Genomic DNA, 23,056 nt, shown 5'->3' with positions numbered 1-23,056 from the left:
GCGCGGTCCAGGCCTTGTATTTTTTCACGGGGAGGGCATCTTGAACAGGAATCATTTTCGATTCGAATTCTAGGTATCCACCTCCGCCGATCAAATGACTATTGTCAATTCGTCTCAGTCGCTTCTGCTCGCCGCGTTGCGGCGCCATCCCTGGTTCGAGGGCATCGCCGACGCCGCGCTCGGCGCGCTGGCGGCGCGCGCCCATTGGCTGCGCTTCGAGGCGGGTGACACGCTGTTTTCCGAAGGCCAGCCGGCAACCGCGTGCCTGCTGGTGTGCGAGGGGCTGGTCCAGGGCCTGCGCTACACCGCCGATGGCGATGACAAGGTATTTGGCGAAGTCGGCCCGGGCGGCTGGCTGTCGGTGCTGGCCATGTTCGAGCCGACGCCGCGCCACCTGCATCATGTCCGCGCCCGCCGCGACGGCAATGGTTGCCTGCTGCATCAAGGCGCCTTCCTGCAGCTGTGTCGCGACGACGGCCGCTTCGCCTGCCGCGTCGCCGCCCACGGCGCCGCGCTGGTGCGGCATCACACCGACCGGATCGACTGGCTCACTTCCAGTTCGGCGCAGGAACGCCTGGCCGAATACGTGCTGCGCGCCGGCAAGCCTCAGGCCGGCCAGCCGCTGACCCTGCCGCTCAGCCACTCGCAGATCGCCGTCAAGCTCGGCATGCGGGCCGAGACCCTCAGCCGCATCTTCTCCAAGTGGCGCCGCGAAGGCATCATCGCCAGCCGCGCCGGCACGCTCTACGTGCTGCGGCTCGCACCGCTCGAACAACTGGCGTCCGGATGCTGAAACGCCGCGTGTCCCGACGGACGCGCGGCGTTCATGCGTGACCGCCCGATGTCACGTCGCCGGGCGGTCACAGCCCTCACTTCACGCTGGCCACCGCGTCCAGGATCACCCGCGCCACGGCGTCCGGCTGCGATTGCTGCGGCACGTGGCTGGTCTGCAGGTCGGTGACCTTGGCGCCGATGCGCTTGGCCATCTGGTGTTGCAGCGCCGGCAGGATCATGCGGTCGTGGTTGCTGACGACGAACCACGACGGCTTGGTCTTCCACGCGGCGGTCGACACCGCTTCGCCAAAGGCGCTGGCCTTGATCGGGCCCTGCGTGGCCGCCATCACCCGGGCCTGCGCGGCCGGCACATCCTGCGCGAAATCGCGCGCCAGGCCGGCGGGCGACAGGCTCAGCCAGCCGTGGCTGTCGGCGCCGATGCTGTCCGAACCCGGCGCCTTGGGCGTGCCCTCGGTCAGCGTCGCCACCGACTGGCCGGCATCGGGCGCGAAGGCGGCCACGTAGACCAGGCTGGCGACCTTGGGATGGTTGCCGGCCTCGGTGATCACCGTGCCGCCCCACGAATGGCCGACCAGCACCACCTTGCCGGGCTGGTTGTCGATGGCGCGGTTGGCCGCGGCCACGTCGCCGGCCAGCGATTCCAGCGGGTTCTGCACCGCCTGCACCTGCACGCCCTTGGCCTGCAACAGGGCGACCACCTTGGCCCAGTCCGAGCCGTCGGCGAAGGCGCCATGCACGATGACGACGGACGGCCGCGCGGCGGCCGGTTCGGCGGCGAACGACTGCGAAACGGGCGCGGCGAACAGGCCGGCGACCAGGAGGGAGGCTGCGATAATATGGCGCTTCATGACGATTCCTTTTTCGGGGTCCAGCGCCGACGTGGCGCTTGGTTGACGCCAGTGTCGTTTTCCCGCCCGTCGCGCGGTATCGGATGATTGACCGATGCGCCGGTTCTCGCCTTCCCGCCCTCTCCTGCCGCCCCCATTCATCGCCCCGCCTGCCCCCATGATCGCCGATAGCGCCATAGAACTGACCGACGCCGTGCTGGCCATGGCCTTCATCGGCGACCTCAGCATGGGCCGCGCCACCGACCATTCGCGCCGCACCGCCTGCCTGGCGGGCCTGCTGGCCGCCGCGCACGGCCTGGATGCGGCCGGCCAGGACCACGCCCGCGCGGTGGCGCTGCTGCGCTGGTCAGGCTGCACCGCCAACGCCGGCGGCTTCGCCGAGCTGCTGGGCGACGACATCGCCTCGCGCGAGGCCATGATGGCGCAGACCCTGCCCCCGCTGGACGCGCGCACGCAGTCGCTGATCGTGCCGCTGGCGCTGATCCATTGCGAGATTTCCGGCGACGTCGCCGTCAGCCTGGGCATGCCCGACGCGGTCGTGACCGGTCTGCGCCACGCCTTCGAGCGCCACGATGGCAAGGGCATGCCGCAGGCGCTGGACGGCGGCGCCGTCTCGCCGCTGGCGTTCATCGTCAACGCCGCCAGCGACCTGGAGATCCTCAGCCGCGCCCATGGCCGCGACAGCGCGCTGTACTTCCTGCGCCAGCAGGCCGGCGCCAAGTATCCCGCCGACATCGCCGCGCTGGCCGCGCGCCACGGCCCGGCCTGGCTCGACCGGATCGACGCCGATCCGCCCGACGGCGCCGACTGGAACCTGGCCGGCGGCTGCCGCGGCGCGCCCGCCGCGCTGACGCTGCTGGCCGACGTGGCCGAACTCAAGCTGCCCTGGCTGGCCGGCTATTCGCGCCGGGTGGCGGCGCTGGCGGTGGCCACCGCCGCGCGGCTCGACCTGGACGCGGCGACGCAGGCGCAATTGCAGGCCGCCGCGCTGGTCCACGGCATCGGCCGCGCCGCGCTGCCGAACCGCCTGTGGAACACCGGCGGCAAGCTGTCGCCGGACCAGTGGGAGCAGGTGCGCCTGATGCCCTACTGGACCGCGCGCGCGGCGCGCCAGATCAAGGGCCTGAGCGAGGCCGCCGAACTGGCCTCGTATGCCTACGAACGGCTGGATGGCAGCGGCTATTTCCGCGGCGCGGCGGGCACGGCATTGGGCCTGCCGCAACGGGTGCTGGCCGCCTGTGTAACCTTGCAGGCGCTGCGCGAGGACCGTCCCTGGCGTCCCGCGCTTGCGCTGGCGGACGCGGCGCGGCAACTGCGCCAGGAGGCCGCCGCCGGCCGCTACGATGCTGACGTGGCCGAGGCCGCCATCGCCGCGGCGGGCGGCGAAACCGCCGCCCCGCGCCGCGCCGTCTCGCCGCTGTCGCAGCGCGAACTGGAAGTGCTGCGGCAGATCAGCCTGGGGGCCAGCAACAAGGAAGCGGCGCGCGCGCTGAACATCAGCCCCAGCACGGTGCGCACCCACGTCGAAAGCGTGTTCCGCAAGCTGGAATGCTCGACCCGCGCGGCCGCCACGCTCAAGGCGCTGACCTCGGGCCTGCTGTAGCGGGCGCCGCGCGACAGGCGCCGCCGCCCGACACGCCCGGGCGCGGATTCGCCCGAAAGGGGCCGTGATCCGGCCAAACCCCTGCGCCCCACGCCACCGCCTCAACGATCGGCGATCGCCCGCAGCGCCCGATAGGTCTCGCGCTCGTCCTGGTTCTCGCCGTAGTCGCTGAGCTTGACGATCACCACGCGCCGGCCGGGATGCACGTACAGGTACTGGCCATGGATGCCGACGGCCGCGAAGTCCGGCCCGCCCGTGGGCTCCAGTTCCCACCATTGCGCGGCGTAGCCCCAGCCGTCGACCGGATGCGGGGCGGGACGCGCGATGCGCGCCACCCAGGCGGCCGGGACCAGGCCTGCGCCCTGCCCGGACTCAAGCACGCGCTGCCCGACCCGCGCGAAGTCGCGCGCCGTGGCATTCAGGCAGCAGAACGCCTTCTCGATGCCACCGGGCCGGTCCAGGTTCCAGGTGGCGGCGGACTCCGCGCCCATCGGCCCCCACAGCCGCTCGGCGAGCAGGTCGGCCAGGGGCTTGCCGGTCACGCGCGTCAGCGCCATGCCCAGTAGCTGGGTGTCGACGCTGCGGTAGTCGCCCGCGCTGCCCGGCGTGAAATGCATGCGCCGGTGGTCGTGCACAAACCCGGCCAGATCGCGCGTCAGATACATGCGTGCGGTGCCGGTGAAAGGCCAATAGGCCCGGTAATTCTCCGACACGTCGATGCCCGAGGCCATGTCCAGCAGATGCCCGAGCGTGACGCGGTCGTAATCGCCCGCGCCCGCCAGCTCGGGCAGCAGCGTGGTCAGGCGGTCGTCCTCGCGCAGCTCGCCGCGCGCGATCGCCTGGCCCACCAGCAGCGACACCACCGACTTGGCCATCGACCACGACGACTGCGGGTCGCTGGCGCGCACGCCCGGCCGGTACCACTCGTACTCCAGCCTGCCGTCGCGCAGCACCACCAGCGCATTGGTGGCGGTGCTTTGCAGGAACCGCTCGAACGGAATTTCGGCGCCTTTCCACGGCACCGTGGCGGGCGGTGGCCAGGCGCTGGCCGCCAGCACGGATGGCGTGGCCGCGGCCGGCACGACCCGCGCCGGCAACAGGTCGCCGCGGCGCGACGGCGCCGACGCCTCCAGCCGCCACAGCGTGTGCGGCGGCGGGATCTCCATCACGGCCGTGGCCGCATAGGCGGCGGCCGTCAGCGCGGCCAACCCCAGGGCCAGCCGCACGGCGGCGCGGCCCGCGCGGCGGGCGCGCGGGCGCGTGATGCGGGAGGTCGGGTCCATTGCCATGGCGCGGATCATGCCAAGTCCGCGCCGAATGCACAACCGGCATCGCGCGCTCGTCATCCGCGCGCGACGCCGGCGGCGCGGACAAGGAGATTCAAGTCGCAATGTATCCGCCCGCCCGCGCCGTACATTGCGACACCCCCCACCCCGCCGGGCTGGCTACAACGGCGCCACACCCCGTCACTTCCCTTTCCCGGAGACCCGCCATGCCCGACCCCATCGACACCCGACGCCGCCGCCTGCTCGGCACCACCTCGGCCCTGGCCGGCGCCAGCCTTCTGAACCTGGGCCTGGGCGCCAGCGCGCGCGCCCAGGGCGCCGCGCCAATCGCCCCTCGCGCCACCGGCACGGCCAGCTTCAGCGCCATCCGCCAGATCCGCGCCGGCGATTTGGACATCGGCTACGTCGACGCCGGGCCGGCCAACGGCCCGGTCGCCATCCTGCTGCACGGCTGGCCCTACGACATCCACAGCTTCATCGACGTGACGCCGCGCCTGACCGCCGCCGGCTACCGCGTCATCGTGCCGTATCTGCGCGGCTACGGCTCGACCCGCTTCCTGTCGGCCGATACCGCGCGCAACGGCGAACAGGCGGTGGTGGCGGTCGACATCATCGCCCTGATGGACGCCCTGAAGATCGGCAAGGCCGTCATCGCCGGCTTCGACTGGGGCGCGCGCACCGCCAACATCATGGCCGCGCTCTGGCCCGAACGCTGCCAGGCGCTGGTATCGGTCAGCGGCTACCTGATCGGCAGCCAGGAAGGCAACCGCAAGCCGCTGCCGCCGCAGGCCGAGTTCCAGTGGTGGTACCAGTTCTACTTCGCCACCGAACGCGGCGCGGCCGGCTACGCCGCCAACGTCGACGCCTTCAACAAACTTATCTGGCAACTGGCCTCGCCGCAATGGCGCTTCGACGACGCCACCTACGCGCGCAGCGCCCGCGCCTTCGCCAACCCCGACCACGTCGCCATCGTCATCCACAACTACCGCTGGCGCCTCGGGCTGGCGCAGGGCGAGGCACGCTACGACGACCTGGAGCGGCGCCTGGCCGTGGCGCCGAAGATCGCGGTGCCCACCATCACGCTGGAAAGCGACGCCAATGGCGCGCCGCACCCCGCGCCCGCCACCTATGCCGGCCAGTTCAGCGGCAAGTACCGTCACGTCGACGTGACCGGCGGCATCGGCCACAACCTGCCGCAGGAAGCGCCCGAGGCCTTCGCCGACGCGGTGCTGCAGGTGACGCGGCTGTGAATTTCAAAATCACTATCGTGATTTGAATGTGATAGCGCCGTGATACCGCGATACCGCCCGGCGCGCCCCCCGTGCCGGACGCAACCCCGCGTGTCCGCCGGACAACAACCGGCGGACGCGGCGTTGACAGCCTCATCATCGTTGCCTTAGGATGCGCCCTTGCTTTTCAACAACCCCTTTTCTTCCGGGTGCCAACGTGTCTGCCATTCGTCAATTCGCCTAAACGCCGACGACTACCTTCCGGTAATCGCGGTCAGCCTGTCCATTCACGCGGCTCGACCTTCCCGGTCTTGAGCGCGACCCGCGGCAGGCGCGGTTCCGGAACGCGCAACACATCCCCCCTCGCTTCCCGTCCCCGCAAGACCGCGTCGTCGGCTTCCCCACTTTTCCTGGAGAAGACCCATGACGCCGGATTTCCGCGCCTGCGCGCAATCCCTTGAACTGTTCCGCTATCCCCGCACCCCGCACCTGGAAGGCTCGCGGCTGCAGGAGGGCGACCACGGCCACGACCACGTGCCTTACCGCGACCTGCGCGGCCTGCGCCTGGTGGTGGAAGAGAAACTCGATGGCGCCAACACCGGCATCAGTTTCAGCCCCGCGGGCGACCTGCTGCTGCAATCGCGCGGCCACTACCTGGTGGGCGGCGGACGCGAACGCCAATTCAACTTCATCAAGGCCTGGGCCCAGGCCCACGCCGGCTGGCTGCTGCAACGGCTGGAAGACCGCTACGTGATGTACGGCGAAACGCTATCGAAAAAGCACTCGGTGTTCTACGACGCGCTGCCGCACCACTTCTTCGAGTTCGACGTGCTCGACCGCCGCACCGGCGCCTTCCTGTCCACCGAGGCGCGGCGCGAACTGCTGGCCGGCGGCCCGGTGCTGTCGGTGCCTGTCCTGTACGACGGCCTGGCGCCCGCGCGCCTGGCCGACCTGAAGGCCCTGCTGCGGCCCTCGCTGGCCAAGACGGCGCGGTGGCGCGACGCGTTCGAGGCCACCGTGCGGCGCGAGGGCCTGGACCTGGCGCTGGCCTGGCGGCAATGCGACAAGTCGGACCTGTCGGAAGGCCTGTACATCAAGGTGGAGGCCGACGGCAGGACGCTGGGCCGCTACAAATGGGTGCGCGCCGACTTCGTCCAGGCCATCCTGGCCGCCGACAAGCACCATTCCGAGCAGCCCTACGTCCCCAACCAGCTCGCGCCCGGCGTCGACCTGTACGCCCCGCGTCCGCGGGTCGATTGGGACACGCTGCGCGGCGACAAGGAGGCATCATGAACTTCGAACAATTGCGGGCCCTGGCGCCCGCCGCCGGCCAGGCGCCGGACTTCGCCGCCTGTCTGGCGGCCTTTCCGGCGCTGGAGCTGGCCAAGACCACGCCGCAGGACCCGCGCTACCACGGCGAGGGCGATGTCTGGACCCACACCCGCATGGTGGTCGAGGCCCTGCTGGCGCTGCCCGATTACCAGGCCGCCAGCCGCGCCGACCAGGAAATCGTGTTCCTGGCGGCGCTGCTGCACGACATCGCCAAGCACGCCACCACGGTGATCGACCCGGCCAGCGGCGCGATTTCGCAACCCGGCCATTCCACCCGGGGCGCGATCGACGCGCGCATCGCGCTGTGGGACGCCGGCGTGCCCTTCGCCGTGCGCGAGGCCATCTGCCGCCTGATCGCCGTGCACCAGGTGCCGTTCTTCGCGCTGTCCGGTTCCCGTCGCGGCAAATCGGTGGAATTCATCGTGCGCGAGCTGTCGTGGCAACTGAGCATTCCGCTGCTGGCGATGCTGGCCGAGGCCGACATGCGCGGCCGCATCTGCCGCGACCAGCAGCAGGTGCTGGACAACATCGCGCTGTTCCGCGAGGCCGCGCGCGAGGAGGACTGCTATGGCCAGCCGCGGCGCTTCGCCGACGCGCACACCGCCGTCAGCTACTTTCGCGGCGCCGACGTGCATCCGGACTACGCCCTGTTCCAGGAGCCCGGCTCGCGCGTCATCGTCATGTCGGGCCTGCCGGCCAGCGGCAAGAACAGCTGGGTGGCGGCGCACCACCCCGACCTGCCGGTGGTGTCGTTCGACGACGCGCGCGAGGCGCTCGGCCTGGCGCACGGCAAGAACGAGGGCAAGGTGGCGCACCTGGCGATCGACCGGGCCAAGGCATTGCTGCGCCAGCGGCGGCCGTTCGTCTGGAACGCCACCAACCTCAGCCAGCTGATGCGCAAGAAGACGCTGGACCTGCTGTACGCCTACCACGCCGAGGTCGAGCTGGTGTACCTGGAGCAGCCGCGCGCCGAGCTGCTGCGGCGCAATGCCCGGCGCGACACGTCGCTGCCCAACAAGACCCTGCTGGGCATGCTGCACCGCTGGGACCTGCCGCTGCCGACGGAAGCGCATCGGGTGGTGTACGCGGTGAAGGCGCGGCAGCCTGCCATGCCTGGCGGCGCCTACGGGGCGGAAGCCGGCCCCTACGCCTGCTCCGGCAGATAACCGCTATACCCCATCAGCGTCGACAGCCGCTGGGCGACGTTGGCGACGATCTCCTGCACCTGGGCGATGCTGGGCGATTCCTTGCGGTCGATGCGCTCGATGTGGGGCACGTTGATGGCGGCGATGACCTGGTTGCCCACACCCATCACCGGATAGGCGACGTTGGTGATGCCGCGGATCTGGCGGCTGGCCATGCAGGCGCAGCCGTTCTTGCGCACGTCCGCCAGGATCGGGAACAGTTCGCCCGGGTCGGACTCCAGCTCGCCTTCCACCTTGATGTGGGCGGCCAGCATGCGGGTGCGCTCGACCTCGTCGCGGAATGCCAGCAACACGTGGCCCGAGGACGTGTCGGTCAGGCCCATCATCACGCCCACCTTCAGGCCGAACGACCAGCGCTCGGGACTGTCGACCTGCGCGATCACCACCACCCGGCCGGCCTGGTAGACCGCCAGGTGGCACGACTGGCGCGCGCGGTTGGCCAGTTCGCGCAGCAGCGGCAGCGCCACGCTCACCAGCGATTTCAGCGGCTGCTGACGGTGCGCCAGCTCGAACATCTTCAGCGTCAGCGTGTAGCGGTCGTTGTCGTCGACCTGCACGAAGCCGCGCCGCTGCAGCGTCACCGCCATGCGGAAGATCTCGCTGACGCTGCGGCCAATCTTCTGCGCCAGCTCGGCCAGCGTGTAGCCGGCCGGGCTGGCGGCCAGCGCCTCCAGGATGTCCAGCCCCTTTTCCAGGGCGGGCGCGGCGTAGCGTTGCGCGCCCGGCGCGTCGGCGGCGTCGGCCTCGGTCGGCGTGAAATCGGCGGGGGAAATCTTGGAAGCGGTCATGGCGTCGGCGTTGGAGTGAAACCCGATTTTATTCGGCCCGGCTCCAGGCCCGCAGGGCCTGCCGCTGCTCGCCCAGGCCGGCGATGCCCAGGCGCATCTCGTCGCCCGCCTTCAGGTACACCGGCGGCTTCTGGCCCAGGCCCACGCCCGGCGGCGTGCCGGTGCTGATGATATCGCCCGGCATCAGCGACATGAAGCGGCTGATGTAGCTGACCAGCGTCTTCACGCCGAACACCATGGTGCGGGTGCTGCCGTTCTGGAAGCGATGGCCGTTCACTTCCAGCCACATGTCCAGGTTCTGCGGATCGGCGACCTCGTCGCGCGTCACCAGCCACGGGCCGACCGGCGCGAAGGTGTCGCAGCCCTTGCCCTTGTCCCACTGGCCGCCGCGCTCGATCTGGTATTCACGCTCGGACACGTCGTTGACCACGGTGTAGCCGGCCACGTAGTCCATGGCCTCGCTTTCTTCCACGTACGAGGCCTTCTTGCCAATGACCACGCCCAGCTCCACTTCCCAGTCGGTCTTGACCGAGCCGCGCGGGATGATCACCGGGTCGTTCGGGCCGCTCAGCGACGAGCTGGGCTTGAGGAACAGGACCGGCTCGGCCGGCACCGGCAGGCCGGACTCGGCGGCGTGGTCGGCGTAGTTCAGGCCGACGCAGACGATCTTGCCGACGCCGTTGACCGGGCAGCCGTAGCGCACCGCGCCGTCCACGCGCGGCAGGCTGGCGGGGTCGAGCTTGGCCAGCCGGGCCAGTTCGGCCGGGGCGATGGCGGCGGTGTCGATGTCGGCCACCACGCCCGACAGGTCGCGCAGCGCGCCCTGGGCGTCGATCAGGCCGGGTTTTTCCTGGCCGGGCTGGCCGTAGCGTACGAGTTTCATGCGGAATCCTTGAAAGGGAAAAAAGCGGGGCGGCGGCTCAGTTGGACCAGCCGCCGTCGATAACCTGGATGGTACCGGTAGTGAAAGCCGATTCGTCGCTGGCCAGGTAGACCGCCAGCGCGGCCACCTCCTCCACCCGGCCGACGCGGCCGATGGGCTGGCGCGCCACGAAGGCGGCGCGCACCGCGGCTTCGTCGCTGCCCTGCTGGCGCGCCTGCGCGGCGATGCGCTCGCGCAGCGAGGGCGACTCGACCGTGCCGGGGCAGATCGCGTTGCAGCGGATGCCGCGCGCCACGAAGTCCGCCGCCACCGCCTTGCTCAGCCCGATCACGGCGGCCTTGGAGGCGCCATAGACGAAGCGGTTGGGCACGCCCTTCACGCTGGAGGCGGCCGAGGCCATGTTGATGATCGAGCCGCCGCGTTCCAGCATCAGCGGCAGGTAGGCGCGGATGGTGCGGTACATGGCCTTGACGTTCAGGTCCATGCTGAAGTCCCAGTCGGCCTCGTCGCAGTCCAGCACGGTGCCGGCGTGGACGAAGCCGGCGCAATTGAACAGCACGTCGACCGCGCCGGTCTCGCGCGCGCAGTCGGCCACGGCGGCGCCGTCGCGCACGTTCAGCACGCGGGTGCGCAATCCGTCCAGGCCGGCCGCGCGGGCCTCCCGCGCCAGATCGGCCAGCGCCGCCTCGTTGATGTCGGTGGCCCAGACCTGGGCGCCCTCGCGCGCCATGGCCAGGGCGCTGGCGCGGCCGATGCCGTTGCCGGCTGCCGTGACCAGCGCCCGCTTGTCCTGCAAACGTAGGGTCATGTCTCTTCCCGTGGGTGGATAGGCCTGGAGTGCCGGCCGGATGGCCGCCTTCATTTGCCTTATGAAAATTAAATTTCATTCATAAAAGCAAATATACGGGATTTATGGCGCACCGCAAGCCAGCGGCTTGCCGAACAACTCAGTAATTACCCGAATTTGAACCATTTTTCCCTCACCCAAGGGCAAACGTGTGTTGACCACGAATATGAAACTTGCTTTTATATGCAAAACATCAACACATAAAAATCATGACGAGACAAGCCACCCTGGACCCTCAGCTCCTGCTGATCTCCCCCGAAGACAACTGCCTGATCGTGCGTCGCGCCCTGCCCGCCGGGACCCGCGTGCAGCTCGAAGACGGCAGCGCCGTCATCGCCGCGCCGCTGGGCCTGGGCCACAAGCTGGCGCGCCACGCCATGCCGGCCGGCGAAAAGATCCTGAAGTACGGCGCCATCATCGGCAGCCTGACCACCGCCGTCGCGGCCGGGGACCACATCCACACCCACAACCTCGACAGCGACTACACCCCCACCTACACGTTGGAAGAAGGCCGCGCCTTCACCGACCGGCACTGAGGTTTCCGCCATGACCGATCTGTCCCAGCCCTTGCAGGGCTATCCGCGCGCCGACGGCCGCAAAGGCATCCGCAACGTGGTCGTCGTCGCCTACCTGGTCGAATGCGCCCATCACGTGGCACGCGAGATCGCGCTGGATTTCCGCGACCTGGCCGGCGACGTGCAGGTACACCTGGTGGGTTTTCCCGGCTGCTACCCCAACGCCTATGCCGAACGCATGATGACGGCCATCGCCACCCACCCCAACGTCGGCGCCGCGCTGCTGGTGTCGCTGGGCTGTGAAAGCATGAACAAGCGCAAGCTGGAAGCGGCCATCGCCGACTCCGGCCGTCCGGTGCAGACGCTGACCATCCAGCAGCGCGGCGGCACCCGCAGCACCGTGGCGGAAGGCCGCGCCTGGGTGCGCGGCGCTGTCGCGCAACTGGCGCAACAGGCGCGCGTGCCCATGGGCATCGACGAACTGGTGATCGGCACCATCTGCGGCGGCTCGGACGGCACCAGCGGCATCACCGCCAACCCGGCGGTGGGCCGCGCCTTCGACATGCTGATCGCGCAGGACGCCACCTGTATCTTCGAGGAGACGGGCGAACTGGTCGGCTGCGAATTCCACATGCGGCGCCGCGCCGCCACGCCCGAGCTGGGCGAGGAGATCGTGGCCTGCGTCAACAAGGCGGCGCGCTACTACAGCATCATGGGCCACGGCAGCTTCGCGCCCGGCAACGCCGACGGCGGCCTCTCGACCATCGAGGAAAAATCGCTCGGCGCCTACGCCAAGAGCGGCGCCTCGCCCATCGACGGCATCATCAAGCCGGGCGATGTGCCGCCCTTCGGCGGCCTGTACCTGCTGGACGTGGTGCCCGACGGCGAGCCGCGCTTCGGCTTTCCCAACATCAGCGACAACGCCGAGATCGTCGAACTGATCGCCTGCGGCTCGCACGTGATCCTGTTCACCACCGGACGCGGCTCGGTGGTGGGCTCGGCCGTCTCCCCGGTCATCAAGGTCTGCGCCAACCCCGACACCTATCGCGCCCTGGGCGAAGACATGGACGTGGACGCCGGCCGCATCCTGGAGGGCCGCGGCTCGCTGCAGGAGGTGGCCGAGGAGATCCACGCCCAGGTCCGCGCGGTCGCCAACGGCGCGCCCAGCAAGTCCGAGGACCTGGGCCACCGCGAATTCATCCTCACCTACAAGGCATTCGAGCCGATCGGCCCGTCCTGCCTGCCCTTGAGCCGCGCGGCCTGAACCGGCCCCAGGGAGCGAGACGGTGAACTACACGTTTGATTTCGCCTCGGTGCTTGAACAGTGGCCCCTGCTCGCGCAGGGCGCGTGGGTCACGGTCAAGCTGTCGTTCTGCGCCACCGTGCTGGGCTTCATCCTCGGCACGCTGTGCGCGCTGGCGCGCAACAGCCGCATGGGCTGGCTGCGCGCCGTCGCCGGCGGCTATGTGGAACTGATCCGCAACACGCCGCTGCTGATCCAGGCCTATTTCCTCATCTTCGGCCTGTCCAGCGCCGGCCTCACCATGCCGATCATGGCGGGCGCGGTGCTGGCGCTGGTGATCAACATCGGCGCCTACACCTGCGAGATCGTGCGCGCCGGCATCGAATCCATCCCCAAGGACCAGCTCGAGGCCGGCGAGTGCCTGGCGCTGTCGCGGCTGCAGGTGTTCTGGCACGTGGTGCTGCGTCCCGCGGTCGAACGTGTCTATCCGTCGCTGACCAGCCAGTTCGTGCTGCTGATGCTGGCCTCCAGCATCATGTCGGCGGTGGGCGCCGAGGAACTGCTGGGCGTGGCCAACCGCATCCAGTCGGACACCTACCGCAACTTCGAGGTCTTCATCGTGCTGTGGGGCGTGTACCTGGCGCTGTCGTGGCTGATGCGGCTGGGGTTCTGGCTGCTGGCCCAGGTCGTGTTCCCGCGCCGGCGCAAGCTCGGCACGCCGCTGTAGGGGACGCGCCATGGCTTTCTTCATTCCCGAACAACACGCCTGGTATCTGGTGGAAGGCGCCTGGGGCACCGTCAAGCTGTCGGCCTGGACCTTCGCCGGTGGCGGCCTGGCCGGCCTGCTGCTGGCGCTGGCCCGCGTCTCGCCGCGCCGCGCCCTGCGCGCGGCCGCCGCCGGCTACATCCAGGTGATCCAGGGCACGCCGCTGCTGGTGCTGATGGGCCTGTGCTTCTTCGGCCCCAGCCTGTTCGGCCTGGGCGAGCTGTCGGCGCTGGCGGCGGCCGGCCTGGCCATGACGATCTACTCCAGCGCCTTCCTGGGCGAGATCTGGCGCGGCTGCATCCAGGCGGTGCCGAAGAACCAGTGGGAAGCGGCCGAATGCCTGGGCCTGTCGCGGCTGCAGCGCATGGCCAAGGTGGTGCTGCCGCAGGCGCTGCGCATCGCCACCCCGCCCACGGTCGGCTTCCTGGTGCAGATCATCAAGAACACCTCGATCGCCTCGCTGGTGATCGGCTATCCGGAGCTGGCCTACAACGCCAAGATCCTCAACAACTCGACCTTCCAGCCCTTCGTCTATTTCGGCTGCGCCGCCGTCCTGTACTTCCTCATGTGCTACCCGCTGTCGCGCTGGAGCCGTTCCTTGGAAAGGAGACTCAATGCATCCCGTCGTTGAACTGGACCAGGTCCACAAGCGCTTCGGCGGCACCCACGTGCTGCGCGGCGTGTCGTTTTCCGTCAACCGCGGCGAGGTCGCGGCCATCATCGGCAAGAGCGGCTCGGGCAAGAGCACCGCGCTGCGCTGCATGGACCGGCTCGAGACCACCGACGCCGGCACCATCCGCGTCTGCGGCCACGCGCTGCACGACAGCGACGGGCTGGACCTGCGCGCGCTGCGCAAGGACGTCGGCATCGTGTTCCAGAGCTACAACCTGTTCCCGCACATGACGGCGCTGCAGAACATCACGCTGGCGCCGCGCTCGGTCAAGGGCGTCAAGCCGGCCCAGGCGCGCGAACAGGCGATGCAGGCGCTGGCGCACGTCGGCCTGGCCGACAAGGCCGACGCCTATCCCGAGCAACTGTCGGGGGGCCAGCAGCAACGCGTGGCCATCGCCCGCTCGCTGGCGATGCAGCCCAAGGTGATGCTGTTCGACGAAGTGACCTCGGCGCTCGACCCGGAACTGACCGGCGAAGTGCTCAAGGTGATGGAAAGCCTCGCCGCCGACGGCATGACCATGATCCTGGTCACGCACGAGATGGCGTTCGCGCGCGAAGTGGCCGACAAGGTCATCTTCATGCACCAGGGACAGGTCTGGGAGCAGGGGCCGGCCAGCATGCTGTCGGCCCCCGCCACGCCGGAACTGCGGCAGTTCCTGGGCAGCGGACTGTAGGGCCGCCGGCCCCGCCCCCTGCCCCGATGACAACGACAATGGAGACAACCCGCATGAACAAGTCCGTATTCCCGCCGCGGCTGCGCGCCGCTTTCGCCGGCCTGGCCCTGATCGGCGGCCTGGCCCTGTCCGGCGCCGCCCACGCCGACCAGCTCGACGACATCATGAAGGCCGGCAAGCTGCGCGTGGCCATCGACCTGGGCGTGCCGCCCTACGGCATGAAGGACGCCGCGCTCAACCCGACCGGCTCCGACGTCGAGACCGCGCGCCTGCTGGCCAAAAGCCTGGGCGTGACGCTGGAGATCGTGCCCACCACCGGCGCCAACCGCGTGCCGTTCCTGCAGACCGGCAAGGCCGACATCGTCATCTCCAGCATGTCGGTCACGCCCGAGCGCCAGAAGGTCATCGACTTCTCCACGCCCTACGCCGCCATCCTGGCGGTGGTCGGCGCGCCCAGGGACATGAAGCTGACCAGCGCGGCCGACCTGTCCAACAAGAAGGTCATCGCCACCCGCGGCACCACCAACGACACCGAGCTGACCCGGATCGCCCCCAAGGACGCGCAGATCATCCGCTTCGACGACGACGCCACCTCGATCACCGCGGTCGTCAGCGGCCAGGCCGACATCTTCGCCACCGCGCCGGCCCTGCTGCGCACCATCAACGAAAAAGCGCCGGCCAAGCAGATGGAATCGAAGTTCGTGATGCGCCTGAACATGCTGGCCATCGGCCTGCGCAAGAACGAGCCGGCGCTCAAGGACAAGCTGGACGGCTGGGTGCGCGCCAATCTCAAGAACGGCGAGCTCAACACCATCTACAAGCAGTTCCACGGCGTCGACCTGCCGCAGGAAGTCGGCAAGGCCGGCGGCTGATCCAGGAGACCCCATGGCCCGCATCGCTTCCGTCGAGATCCTGCAGGTCGACCTGCAGCCCAAGGTCCGGCGCACCGACGCCGTGCAGAGCTTCGAGCGCCAGGAAACGCCGATCGTGCGCATCACCGACGCCGATGGCGTCACCGGCACCGGCTACAGCTACACCATCGGCACCGGCGGTTCGTCCGTGATCCGGCTGCTGGACGACCACCTGGCGCCGCTGCTCCTGGGCCGCGAGGCCGCCGACATCGAACAGCTCTGGCGCGACCTGATGTACCGCGTGCACGCCACCACCGTGGGCGCGCTCACCTCGATCGCGCTGGCCGCCATCGACACCGCGCTGTGGGACCTGCGCGCGCGCCGCGCCGGGCTGCCGCTGCACCGGCTGGCGGGCGGCGCCAAGTCGGACATCCCGCTCTACACCACCGAGGGCGGCTGGCTGCACCTGCCGCCCTCGCAACTGGTGGAAGAGGCGCTCAAGGCGCGCGAGGCCGGCTTCGGCGGCGCGAAGATCAAGGTCGGCCGGCCGCACGTGGCCGAGGACGTGGCGCGGCTGTCCGCGGTGCGCGCCGCCGTCGGCGCGGACTGGGACATCATGACCGACGCCAACCAGGGCTTCTCGCTACCCGAGGCGATCCGCCGCGCGCGCTGTTTCGAGCCGCTGGACCTGGCCTGGTTCGAGGAGCCCATCCACGCCGACGACGTGCAGGCCCATCGCCGCCTGAGCCAGTCCACCACCCTGCCCGTCGCCGTGGGCGAATCGCTCTACAGCCTGTCGCAATTCAAGGACTACCTTCAGGGCGAGGCCTGCTCCATCGTGCAGGTGGACGTGGGCCGCATCGGCGGCATCACGCCGTGGCTCAAGGTGGCGCACATGGCCGAAGCCTACAACGTGCCGGTGTGCCCGCACTTCCTGATGGAGATCCACGTGGCGCTGTGCTGCGCGGTGCCCAACAGCCGCTGGCTGGAATACATCCCGCAACTGGACATGGTGACCGAGCACGGCATGCGCATCGAGAACGGCCGCGCCATTGCGTCCGAAGATCCGGGCCTGGGCATCGCCTGGGACTGGGACCGCCTCGGCAAGCTGACGCTGCACCGCAGCCGCCACGGCTGAGGGCGCGCGGCGGACGGCGGCCGCCCCGCAAACCGCGCCGGCCCGCGAACCCGGCGCGGGCTTCTCCTTCGAGGTCGCCCTCCATCACGCCGCCGCAACATCCTCCAGGATCATCTCGGCGCCGCGCTCGGCCACCATCATCACCGCCGCCTGCGTGTTGCCCGACACCATCTTCGGCATCACCGAGGCGTCCACCACCCGCAGGCCGTCGATGCCGTTGACCCGCAGGCGCGGATCGGTCACCGCGCCGCCATCCGAGCCCATGCGGCAGGTGCCGATCGGGTGATAGATGGTCTGGCCGTTGCGGCGCGCGAAGTCCAGCCATTGCTCGTCGCTGTCCACGTCCGGCCCCGGACTCATCTCGCGCTCGATATAGCGCTGCAGAGCCGGCTGCTGCACGATGCGCCGCGCCACCCGCATGCCGCCCACCAGGCTGTCGCGATCGATCTGCGCGGACAGGAAGTTGGGACGGATCGACGGCGCGGCGAAGGGATCGGGCGACTTGATATGAATGGAACCCGTCGACTCCGGCCGCAGTTGCGCCACGCCGATGGTCATGCCCGGCTCGCGGTCAAGGATGCGCTCGGCCGCGTTGGCGTAGCTGGCGTGCACGAAGAAATACTGCACGTCGGCCGCCGGCAGGTCCGGCGCGCTCTTGACGAAGCCGTGCACCAGGCCCGTGCCCAGCGTCAGGATGCCCTTGCGGCGGGTGTAGTAGCGCGCCACCTGCCGCGCCAGGCGCCAGCCGCGCGACATCTCATTGAGCGTCACGGTGTTCCTGACCCGCCAGTTCATGCGCGTGGCGAAGTGGTCGATGTAGTTCTCGCCCACCCGCGGCTGCGCGTGCACCAGCGGAATGCCGAACGATTGCAGCAGCGCGGGGCTGCCCACGCCCGACAGCTCCAGCAGTTGCGGCGACTGCACCGCGCCCAGGCACAGCAATGTTTCGCGCCGCGCCCGCACGGTGAACTCCTGGCCATTCCTGCGATAGGCCACGCCGACGCAACGCTTGCCTTCGAACAACAGCCGCGTCACGTGCGCGCCACATTCCACCGTGAGGTTCTTGCGGTTCGCGGCCGGCTTCAGGTAACCGTCCACCACGCTCCAGCGACGGCCATGGTGCTGCGCCACCTGGTAGTAGCCGACCCCGTCCTGGCTGCCGGCGTTGTAGTCGGGGTTGAGCGGCAGCCCGTCTTCCTGCGCCGCGCGCAGGAAGGCGTCGGACAGCGGAAAGCGCTCGGCCACTTCCTCCACGTGCATCGGGCCGTCCTTGCCGCGGGTCTCGCCGCCGGGCGGATAGCACTCGATCTTGCGGAACACGCGTTGCGCCGTGACCGCGCCCCAGCCGCTGGCGCCGGCCGCCTCCCAGCCGTCGTAGTCCTGCGGCCGGCCGCGCACGTAGATCATCCCGTTGATCAGCGTCGAACCGCCCAGGCCCTTGCCGCGCGGCACGGCGATGGTGCGGCCATGGACGTTGTCCTCCGGCTCGGTGGCGAAGCGCCAGTTGTAGTCCGGGTTCACCAGCAGCTTGGAAAAGCCCGCCGGGATCGAGATCCACATGCTGCGCGCCTCGTGCCCGGCTTCCAGCATCAGCACCCGGTGGCGGCCGTCGGCCGTCAGGCGGTTGGCCAGGATGCAGCCGGCGGTGCCGCCGCCCGCGATAATGAAGTCGTAGTCGCCCATCGTCTCGTCCGTCGCGCCTCAGCGTTGCGCGGCCGGCGCCACGCCCATCATTTCCGCCATCAGCTCGATCTGCCCGGCCAGCATCGGCGCGCCGTAATGCACCTTGCAGCCGCGCGCCCGCGCCGCCACCAGCAGCGGCGTGTCGGCCGGCTGCATGATGACCTCGCACACCAGCTGGTCCGGCGTCAGCCGCGCCGCGTCCAGCGGCAGCGCGTCGTCCGGCTTCATGCCGAGCGAGGTGCCGTTGACCACCAGCTCATGGCCGGACGGATCGGCCGTGCCGACCGTGATGTCGGCCCCGGGATGCAGCGACAGGATGCGCGCCTTCAGGTCCTCGGCCTTGGCCGGCGTGCGGTTGGCAATCGTCAGCCGCGACACGCCCGCCTGCACCAGCGCGAAGCCGATGGCGTTGGCCGCGCCGCCGGCGCCGGCCAGATAGGCGCGCTTGCCCTCGGGCGCCACGCCGTGCGTGCGCAGGCCGCGCACGAAGCCCTCGCCGTCCAGCATGTGCGCCACCAGGCGGCCGTCGGCCTCGCGCCGCACCACGTTGGCCGCGCCGATCTTGCGCGCCACCGGCGTGGCCTCGTCGGCCAGGGCCAGGATCGCCGCCTTGTGCGGCATGGTGACGATCAGGCCGCCCAGGTTCTCCAGCCGGCGCAGCCCGGCCACCACTTCGGCCAGGTTGTCGGGCCGCGCATGGAACGGTACGCAGACGCCGTCAAAGCCGATGCGGGCGAAATGCTCGTTCATGCGCTGCGGGGTTTTGACGTGGTAGATCGGGTCGGCCAGGATGCCGAACAGGCGGGTGTTGCCGCTGATTTCCTTCATTGCTCTGTCTCCTTGTCGGGGCGCCGGTGGCCGGCGCCCGTGAATGCTGGCACGCCCTATCGCGCGATGATTTCGCGCGCCACCGCCTCGATGCCGGCGCCGTCGAGCTGGTAGTGCGCGTACAGCGTGGTGGGCGGCGCGATCAGGCTGTACTCGTCGTAGATGCCATGGCGCCGCAGCCGCGTGCCGCTGCCGGCATCGGCCAGCACCTCGGCCACCGCCGAGCCCAGGCCGCCCATCACATTGTGTTCCTCCACCGTCAACAGCGCGCGCGCCTGTCCGGCCGCCGCCAGCACCGCCTCGCGGTCCAGCGGCTTGATGGTGGGCATGTCGATCACGCCCACCGACAGGCCGTCCTCGCGCATCCGGGCGGCCGCTTCCAGCGCCGCGTGCAGCGTGATGCCGCAGGCGATGATGTTCAGGTCGCTGCCGGCCGAATGGACGATGGCGCGGCCGAACGCGAACGGCGCGCCGTCCTCGTACACCTGCGGGTCGCGGCCACGGCCGATGCGGAAGTAGATTGGCTCGGGCCAGTCCACCGAGGCCTTGATGGCGGCGGCCAGCTGCGGCCCGTCGGCCGGCGACACCACGGTCAGGCCGGCGATGGCGCGCATGGTGGAGATGTCCTCGGTGGCGTGGTGCGAGGTGCCATAGAAACCCAGGCTGATGCCGGTGTGGTGGCCGATCAGCCGCACCGGCAATTTGGTGTAGGCCACGTCCATGCGGATCTGCTCGCAGCACAGCAGGCCCAGGAACGAGGCGAAGGTCGCCACGAACGGCATCGCGCCGGTGGTGGCCAGCCCGGCCGCCGCCGACACCATGTTCTGCTCGGAAATGCCGAACTGCACGTAGCGCTCGGGATAGGCCGAGGCGAAGCGGTTCAGGCCGTTGGAATACTGCAGGTCGGCCGAGCCGGCCACCACCGGATGCCCGGCCCGCGCCAGGTCGATCAGCGCGTCGGAAAGATACGACAGCCCGGGGTTCACCGCGTTCAGCGCGCGGTACTGCCAGGAATCGGGGGAAAGCGTCTGTGCCTGTGCCATTCAGATCTCGCGGGTCATGATTTCGTCGATGGCGGCCTGCGCGTCCTGCGGCGCCAGGTAGCCCAGATGCCAGCCGGGTTCGGTTTCCATATAGGAAACGCCCTTGCCCTTGATGGTTTTGGCGATGACGCAGGCCGGCCGCGCGCGCGCCTCGTCCGCGCGCAACCGCCGCAGCAGCGCGGTCAGCGCCACCAGGTCATGGCCGTCGACCTCGTGCACCTCCCAGCCAAAGGCCTGCCACTTGTCGCGCAGCGATTCCACGCCGATCACGTCGTCGACCTTGCCGTCGAGCTGGTAGCCATTGCGGTCGATGATGGCCACCAGGCGCGACAGCTTATGGTGCGCGGCGAACAGCGCGGCCTCCCACACCTGCCCTTCCTGCATCTCGCCATCGCCCAGCATCACGAACACGTTGAAGTCGCGCTGGCTCATGCGGCCGCCCAGCGCCATGCCGGCGCCATTCGAGAGCGCATGGCCGATGGAGCCGGAACTGAAATCGACGCCCGGCACCTTGGTCATGTCGGGGTGGTCGCCCAGCGGGCTGCCCAGGCGGGTGTAGCCGTCCAGCAGTTCATGCGGGATGAAGCCGTGGTCGGCCAGCACCGGGAACAGGCCCACGGCCGCATGGCCCTTGCCCATCAGGAAGCGGTCGCGATCGGGCCAGGCCGGCTCGCCCGGCCGCAGCCGCATCACGTCGTAATACAGGGCGGCAAAGATCTCGGCGCACGAAAAGACCGAGCTGTAATGCCCGACCTTGGCGATCTCGATCAGCCGGATGGTCTCCAACCGGATGTGGCGGGCCTTTTCCCGCAGCATCCGGACCTCGTCTTCGCTTGGGTCTCCCCGGTCCTGGCGCATGGCGTCTCCTTCGCTTATCAGAATATATGATATATAATATACCCATCGCGCTTGAATTGGCCAGGGCGGGATAGAATTCAGCCGGGCGCCGTTTCACGGCCTCCGCCATTCCATCGAACCCAAGCCTCGACCGTCATGCCCAGCCTTAAACCGGTAAAAAAAGAGAACCTCTCCGTCAAGGTCTACAACGAGATCCGTAACGCCCTGATCAACGGGCAGTACGAACCCGGAGAGCGCCTCATCATTGGCGAGCTGGCCCAGGAAATGGGCGTCTCGATCACGCCCGTGCGCGAGGCCATCTTCCGCCTCATCAGCGAACAGGGCTTGGAAATGCAGGCCGCCACCGCGGTCTACGTGCCCTATGTCAACTCGGAAAAGCTGCGCGAGATCCAACAGATCCGCTTCCACCTGGAAGGCATGGGCGCGGCCGAGGCCGCCAGGAACATCACGCGCAAGCAACTGGACAACCTGATCGCGCTGCAGAAGGACTTCATCTCCTGCACCTCGACCGACCCCAAGCGCGCCAGCTACCTGAACCGCAAGTTCCACTTCGGCATCCTGGAAGCCAGCAACAAGCCCATCCTGCGCAACACCGTGGAATCGTTCTGGGTCATCACCGGCCCGATCCTCAAGGTGTTCCACATCAAGACGGCGGGGCTGGACTACTCCCAGGATGAACACCGCCACGAGGCCGTGCTGGCCGCGCTGGAGGCGCGCGACCCCGAAGCCGCCACCAAGGCGATCCAGGCCGACCTGGTGTGGGGCGGCAAGATCATGATCGACTGGCTGGTCGAACGCGAAAAAGAACTCGACTACCGCCCGCCCGGGCCTCGCAAATAGGAAGACTCGATGCTGAAGATTTTCGGCGCTCCCGGCCGCTACATCCAGGGAGCCGGCGCGCTCGACGCGCTGGGCGGATACGCCGCCCTGTTCGGCCGCCGCGCCGCCCTGGTCATCGACCGCTACGTGCAGGGCGTGCTGGGCCCGAGAATCGAGGCATTGTGCGGCGCCCACGGCGTGGCGCTGACGGCCCTGCCGGTCGAGGGCGACATCACGCCCGAATCGATCGCGGCGCTGCGCGCGCAGGCCGCGGCCGCCGGCGTCGACATGGTGATCGCGGTGGGCGGCGGCAAGGCGCTGGACGCCGGCAAGGCGGTGGCCAAGGCCGAGCACTGCCACCTGGTCACGGTGCCGACGGTGGCCTCCAACGACGCCCCCACCAGCAAGAACTACGTGCTGTACGACGCCCATCACAACCTCCTGGCGGTCGAGCACATGCTGTTCAACCCCACCATCGTGCTGGTCGACACCGCCGTCATCGCCACCGCGCCCGCGGCGTTCTTCCGCGCCGGCCTGGGTGACGCCATCTCCAAGAAATTCGAAGCCGAACAATGCGCCCGCAACGGCGGACGCAACATGTACGACGGCGTCCCGCCGCTGACCGCCCAGCTGATCGCCGACGGTTGCCTGCGCACGCTGCTGGCCGACGGCGCCGACGCGCTGGCCGTGGCCGGCAGCGGCCAGCCCACGCCCGCCTTCGAACGGGTGGTGGAAGCGATGATCCTGATGAGCGGCCTGGGCTTCGAGAGCGGCGGCCTGTCGATCGCCCACGCCCTGACGCGCGGCCTGCCGAAGATCGCCGGCCTGGCCAGCGCGCCGCACGGCCTGCAGGTGGCCGTCGGCCTGCTGGTGCAGCTCGACCTGGAGGCGCGCCAGGACGGCATGCTGGCCACGCTGACACAGTGGTACGAACAGGTGGGACTGCCCACCACGCTGGCGGCGCTGGGCGCGGCCGCGCCGTCCGACGCCGAACTGGCGCGCGCGGCCGAGCTGACGCTGGCCGCGCGCCATGCCGCCAATTTCGATCGTCCGCTGGACATCAAGACCCTCGTCGCCGCCTTGCGCCGCCACGCCTGACGCCCCGCCGCTCGCGCTGGCGGCGCCCCGCGGGCGGCGCCCGCGAGCGCCG

23 protein-coding genes are annotated in these 23,056 nt (G+C 69.6%); 14 read left to right on the top strand and 9 right to left on the bottom strand.

The genetic code is table 11. The features are described from left to right. Positions 1–94: 94 nt before the first annotated feature. Positions 95–793, top strand: a complete 699-nt coding sequence (locus tag HV742_RS22325; protein WP_059271784.1) for a Crp/Fnr family transcriptional regulator — start codon at positions 95–97, stop codon at positions 791–793. Positions 794–869: 76 nt separating this feature from the next. On the opposite strand, the gene HV742_RS22320 is transcribed toward HV742_RS22325, so the two are convergent. Continuing rightward, entirely contained in the window at positions 870–1,643 is a 774-nt protein-coding gene (locus HV742_RS22320; protein WP_054417340.1) for an alpha/beta fold hydrolase, read from the bottom strand. A gap of 157 nt (positions 1,644–1,800) precedes the next feature. Between HV742_RS22320 and HV742_RS22315 the strand changes: the two genes are divergently transcribed. Continuing rightward, entirely contained in the window at positions 1,801–3,246 is a 1,446-nt protein-coding gene (locus HV742_RS22315) for an HD domain-containing phosphohydrolase (protein ID WP_175146376.1), read from the top strand. A gap of 101 nt (positions 3,247–3,347) precedes the next feature. On the opposite strand, the gene HV742_RS22310 is transcribed toward HV742_RS22315, so the two are convergent. Then, a complete protein-coding gene (locus HV742_RS22310; RefSeq protein ID WP_175146375.1) occupies positions 3,348–4,547 on the bottom strand; it encodes a serine hydrolase domain-containing protein in 1,200 nt (399 codons plus the stop codon). Between the two features lie 191 nt (positions 4,548–4,738). On the opposite strand from HV742_RS22310, the gene HV742_RS22305 reads away from it, so the two are divergent. From HV742_RS22305 to HV742_RS22295, 3 genes are all read left to right on the top strand, one after another. Further along, positions 4,739–5,782, top strand: coding sequence for an alpha/beta fold hydrolase (locus tag HV742_RS22305; protein WP_175146374.1), 1,044 nt, complete (start codon positions 4,739–4,741; stop codon positions 5,780–5,782). A gap of 402 nt (positions 5,783–6,184) precedes the next feature. Beyond that, entirely contained in the window at positions 6,185–7,054 is an 870-nt protein-coding gene (locus tag HV742_RS22300) for an RNA ligase family protein (RefSeq protein ID WP_024069770.1), read from the top strand. Continuing rightward, positions 7,051–8,259: an AAA family ATPase gene (locus HV742_RS22295; protein ID WP_254601218.1), complete on the top strand. Its 1,209-nt coding sequence runs from the start codon at positions 7,051–7,053 to the stop codon at positions 8,257–8,259. The genes HV742_RS22300 and HV742_RS22295 overlap by 4 nt, the downstream gene beginning before the upstream one ends. On the opposite strand, the gene HV742_RS22290 is transcribed toward HV742_RS22295, so the two are convergent. From HV742_RS22290 to HV742_RS22280, 3 genes are read right to left on the bottom strand one after another with little or no spacing between them, the layout of a single operon-like run. Then, on the bottom strand, positions 8,238–9,086 hold the full coding sequence (locus HV742_RS22290; RefSeq protein WP_175146373.1) for an IclR family transcriptional regulator: 849 nt from the start codon (positions 9,084–9,086) through the stop codon (positions 8,238–8,240). The two genes, HV742_RS22295 and HV742_RS22290, sit on opposite strands and share 22 nt — an antisense overlap. A gap of 28 nt (positions 9,087–9,114) precedes the next feature. Further along, complete coding sequence (locus tag HV742_RS22285; RefSeq protein ID WP_049073033.1) at positions 9,115–9,969, bottom strand: fumarylacetoacetate hydrolase family protein; 855 nt, start codon at positions 9,967–9,969, stop codon at positions 9,115–9,117. A gap of 37 nt (positions 9,970–10,006) precedes the next feature. Further along, positions 10,007–10,777, bottom strand: coding sequence for an SDR family oxidoreductase (locus HV742_RS22280; RefSeq protein WP_059271797.1), 771 nt, complete (start codon positions 10,775–10,777; stop codon positions 10,007–10,009). A gap of 248 nt (positions 10,778–11,025) precedes the next feature. Between HV742_RS22280 and HV742_RS22275 the strand changes: the two genes are divergently transcribed. The 7 genes from HV742_RS22275 to HV742_RS22245 are packed head-to-tail and all read left to right on the top strand — an operon-like array spanning position 11,026 to position 16,675. Next, positions 11,026–11,352 carry a UxaA family hydrolase gene (locus HV742_RS22275; protein WP_045953271.1) on the top strand — a complete coding sequence of 109 codons (327 nt, stop codon included), beginning with the start codon at positions 11,026–11,028 and terminating at the stop codon, positions 11,350–11,352. Positions 11,353–11,362: 10 nt separating this feature from the next. Further along, the gene (locus HV742_RS22270) at positions 11,363–12,595 is read left to right on the top strand and encodes a UxaA family hydrolase (RefSeq protein WP_020928762.1); all 1,233 of its coding nucleotides are present in this window, start codon (positions 11,363–11,365) and stop codon (positions 12,593–12,595) included. A gap of 22 nt (positions 12,596–12,617) precedes the next feature. Beyond that, positions 12,618–13,301 (top strand): amino acid ABC transporter permease, encoded by a 684-nt coding sequence (locus tag HV742_RS22265; protein ID WP_054439958.1) that lies wholly within the window; start codon positions 12,618–12,620, stop codon positions 13,299–13,301. 10 nt (positions 13,302–13,311) lie between these two features. Further along, on the top strand, positions 13,312–13,971 hold the full coding sequence (locus HV742_RS22260; RefSeq protein ID WP_020928764.1) for an amino acid ABC transporter permease: 660 nt from the start codon (positions 13,312–13,314) through the stop codon (positions 13,969–13,971). After that, on the top strand, positions 13,955–14,686 hold the full coding sequence (locus HV742_RS22255) for an amino acid ABC transporter ATP-binding protein (RefSeq protein ID WP_175146372.1): 732 nt from the start codon (positions 13,955–13,957) through the stop codon (positions 14,684–14,686). Before HV742_RS22260 ends, HV742_RS22255 begins: the two co-directional genes overlap by 17 nt. A gap of 53 nt (positions 14,687–14,739) precedes the next feature. Further along, positions 14,740–15,558, top strand: a complete 819-nt coding sequence (locus tag HV742_RS22250) for a transporter substrate-binding domain-containing protein (protein ID WP_175146371.1) — start codon at positions 14,740–14,742, stop codon at positions 15,556–15,558. A gap of 13 nt (positions 15,559–15,571) precedes the next feature. Beyond that, positions 15,572–16,675: a mandelate racemase/muconate lactonizing enzyme family protein gene (locus HV742_RS22245; RefSeq protein ID WP_175146370.1), complete on the top strand. Its 1,104-nt coding sequence runs from the start codon at positions 15,572–15,574 to the stop codon at positions 16,673–16,675. Positions 16,676–16,759: 84 nt separating this feature from the next. Here HV742_RS22245 and HV742_RS22240 read toward each other — a convergent pair whose 3' ends face one another. From HV742_RS22240 to HV742_RS22225, 4 genes are read right to left on the bottom strand one after another with little or no spacing between them, the layout of a single operon-like run. Beyond that, positions 16,760–18,358, bottom strand: a complete 1,599-nt coding sequence (locus HV742_RS22240) for a GMC family oxidoreductase (RefSeq protein ID WP_175146369.1) — start codon at positions 18,356–18,358, stop codon at positions 16,760–16,762. 18 nt (positions 18,359–18,376) lie between these two features. Continuing rightward, positions 18,377–19,186, bottom strand: a complete 810-nt coding sequence (locus HV742_RS22235) for a shikimate dehydrogenase family protein (protein ID WP_175146368.1) — start codon at positions 19,184–19,186, stop codon at positions 18,377–18,379. A gap of 56 nt (positions 19,187–19,242) precedes the next feature. Then, positions 19,243–20,229: a transketolase family protein gene (locus HV742_RS22230; RefSeq protein WP_175146367.1), complete on the bottom strand. Its 987-nt coding sequence runs from the start codon at positions 20,227–20,229 to the stop codon at positions 19,243–19,245. Further along, positions 20,230–21,045 carry a transketolase gene (locus HV742_RS22225; RefSeq protein WP_108913907.1) on the bottom strand — a complete coding sequence of 272 codons (816 nt, stop codon included), beginning with the start codon at positions 21,043–21,045 and terminating at the stop codon, positions 20,230–20,232. A gap of 177 nt (positions 21,046–21,222) precedes the next feature. Between HV742_RS22225 and HV742_RS22220 the strand changes: the two genes are divergently transcribed. Both HV742_RS22220 and HV742_RS22215 read left to right on the top strand, forming a co-directional pair. Further along, a complete protein-coding gene (locus tag HV742_RS22220) occupies positions 21,223–21,927 on the top strand; it encodes a GntR family transcriptional regulator (protein ID WP_006387160.1) in 705 nt (234 codons plus the stop codon). A 9-nt stretch (positions 21,928–21,936) separates the two neighbouring features. Next, positions 21,937–23,004, top strand: a complete 1,068-nt coding sequence (locus HV742_RS22215; protein ID WP_054517095.1) for a glycerol dehydrogenase — start codon at positions 21,937–21,939, stop codon at positions 23,002–23,004. Positions 23,005–23,056: the final 52 nt, after the last annotated feature.

The sequence above is a fragment of the Achromobacter ruhlandii genome (assembly GCF_902859695.1).
In the GTDB taxonomy this organism is placed as follows: Bacteria; Pseudomonadota; Gammaproteobacteria; order Burkholderiales; family Burkholderiaceae_B; genus Achromobacter; species Achromobacter ruhlandii.
The sequence above is the reverse complement of the archived record's forward strand: the minus strand, read 5'-3'. Positions and strand labels throughout refer to the sequence as shown.

Coding starts and splice junctions, on each gene's coding strand:
- HV742_RS22325 (WP_059271784.1), top strand. CDS start 95: ATGACTATTGTCAATTCGTCTCAGTCGCTTCTGCTCGCCGCGTTGCGG.
- HV742_RS22320 (WP_054417340.1), bottom strand. CDS start 1,643: ATGAAGCGCCATATTATCGCAGCCTCCCTCCTGGTCGCCGGCCTGTTC.
- HV742_RS22315 (WP_175146376.1), top strand. CDS start 1,801: ATGATCGCCGATAGCGCCATAGAACTGACCGACGCCGTGCTGGCCATG.
- HV742_RS22310 (WP_175146375.1), bottom strand. CDS start 4,547: ATGATCCGCGCCATGGCAATGGACCCGACCTCCCGCATCACGCGCCCG.
- HV742_RS22305 (WP_175146374.1), top strand. CDS start 4,739: ATGCCCGACCCCATCGACACCCGACGCCGCCGCCTGCTCGGCACCACC.
- HV742_RS22300 (WP_024069770.1), top strand. CDS start 6,185: ATGACGCCGGATTTCCGCGCCTGCGCGCAATCCCTTGAACTGTTCCGC.
- HV742_RS22295 (WP_254601218.1), top strand. CDS start 7,051: ATGAACTTCGAACAATTGCGGGCCCTGGCGCCCGCCGCCGGCCAGGCG.
- HV742_RS22290 (WP_175146373.1), bottom strand. CDS start 9,086: ATGACCGCTTCCAAGATTTCCCCCGCCGATTTCACGCCGACCGAGGCC.
- HV742_RS22285 (WP_049073033.1), bottom strand. CDS start 9,969: ATGAAACTCGTACGCTACGGCCAGCCCGGCCAGGAAAAACCCGGCCTG.
- HV742_RS22280 (WP_059271797.1), bottom strand. CDS start 10,777: ATGACCCTACGTTTGCAGGACAAGCGGGCGCTGGTCACGGCAGCCGGC.
- HV742_RS22275 (WP_045953271.1), top strand. CDS start 11,026: ATGACGAGACAAGCCACCCTGGACCCTCAGCTCCTGCTGATCTCCCCC.
- HV742_RS22270 (WP_020928762.1), top strand. CDS start 11,363: ATGACCGATCTGTCCCAGCCCTTGCAGGGCTATCCGCGCGCCGACGGC.
- HV742_RS22260 (WP_020928764.1), top strand. CDS start 13,312: ATGGCTTTCTTCATTCCCGAACAACACGCCTGGTATCTGGTGGAAGGC.
- HV742_RS22255 (WP_175146372.1), top strand. CDS start 13,955: ATGCATCCCGTCGTTGAACTGGACCAGGTCCACAAGCGCTTCGGCGGC.
- HV742_RS22250 (WP_175146371.1), top strand. CDS start 14,740: ATGAACAAGTCCGTATTCCCGCCGCGGCTGCGCGCCGCTTTCGCCGGC.
- HV742_RS22245 (WP_175146370.1), top strand. CDS start 15,572: ATGGCCCGCATCGCTTCCGTCGAGATCCTGCAGGTCGACCTGCAGCCC.
- HV742_RS22240 (WP_175146369.1), bottom strand. CDS start 18,358: ATGGGCGACTACGACTTCATTATCGCGGGCGGCGGCACCGCCGGCTGC.
- HV742_RS22235 (WP_175146368.1), bottom strand. CDS start 19,186: ATGAAGGAAATCAGCGGCAACACCCGCCTGTTCGGCATCCTGGCCGAC.
- HV742_RS22230 (WP_175146367.1), bottom strand. CDS start 20,229: ATGGCACAGGCACAGACGCTTTCCCCCGATTCCTGGCAGTACCGCGCG.
- HV742_RS22225 (WP_108913907.1), bottom strand. CDS start 21,045: ATGCTGCGGGAAAAGGCCCGCCACATCCGGTTGGAGACCATCCGGCTG.
- HV742_RS22220 (WP_006387160.1), top strand. CDS start 21,223: ATGCCCAGCCTTAAACCGGTAAAAAAAGAGAACCTCTCCGTCAAGGTC.
- HV742_RS22215 (WP_054517095.1), top strand. CDS start 21,937: ATGCTGAAGATTTTCGGCGCTCCCGGCCGCTACATCCAGGGAGCCGGC.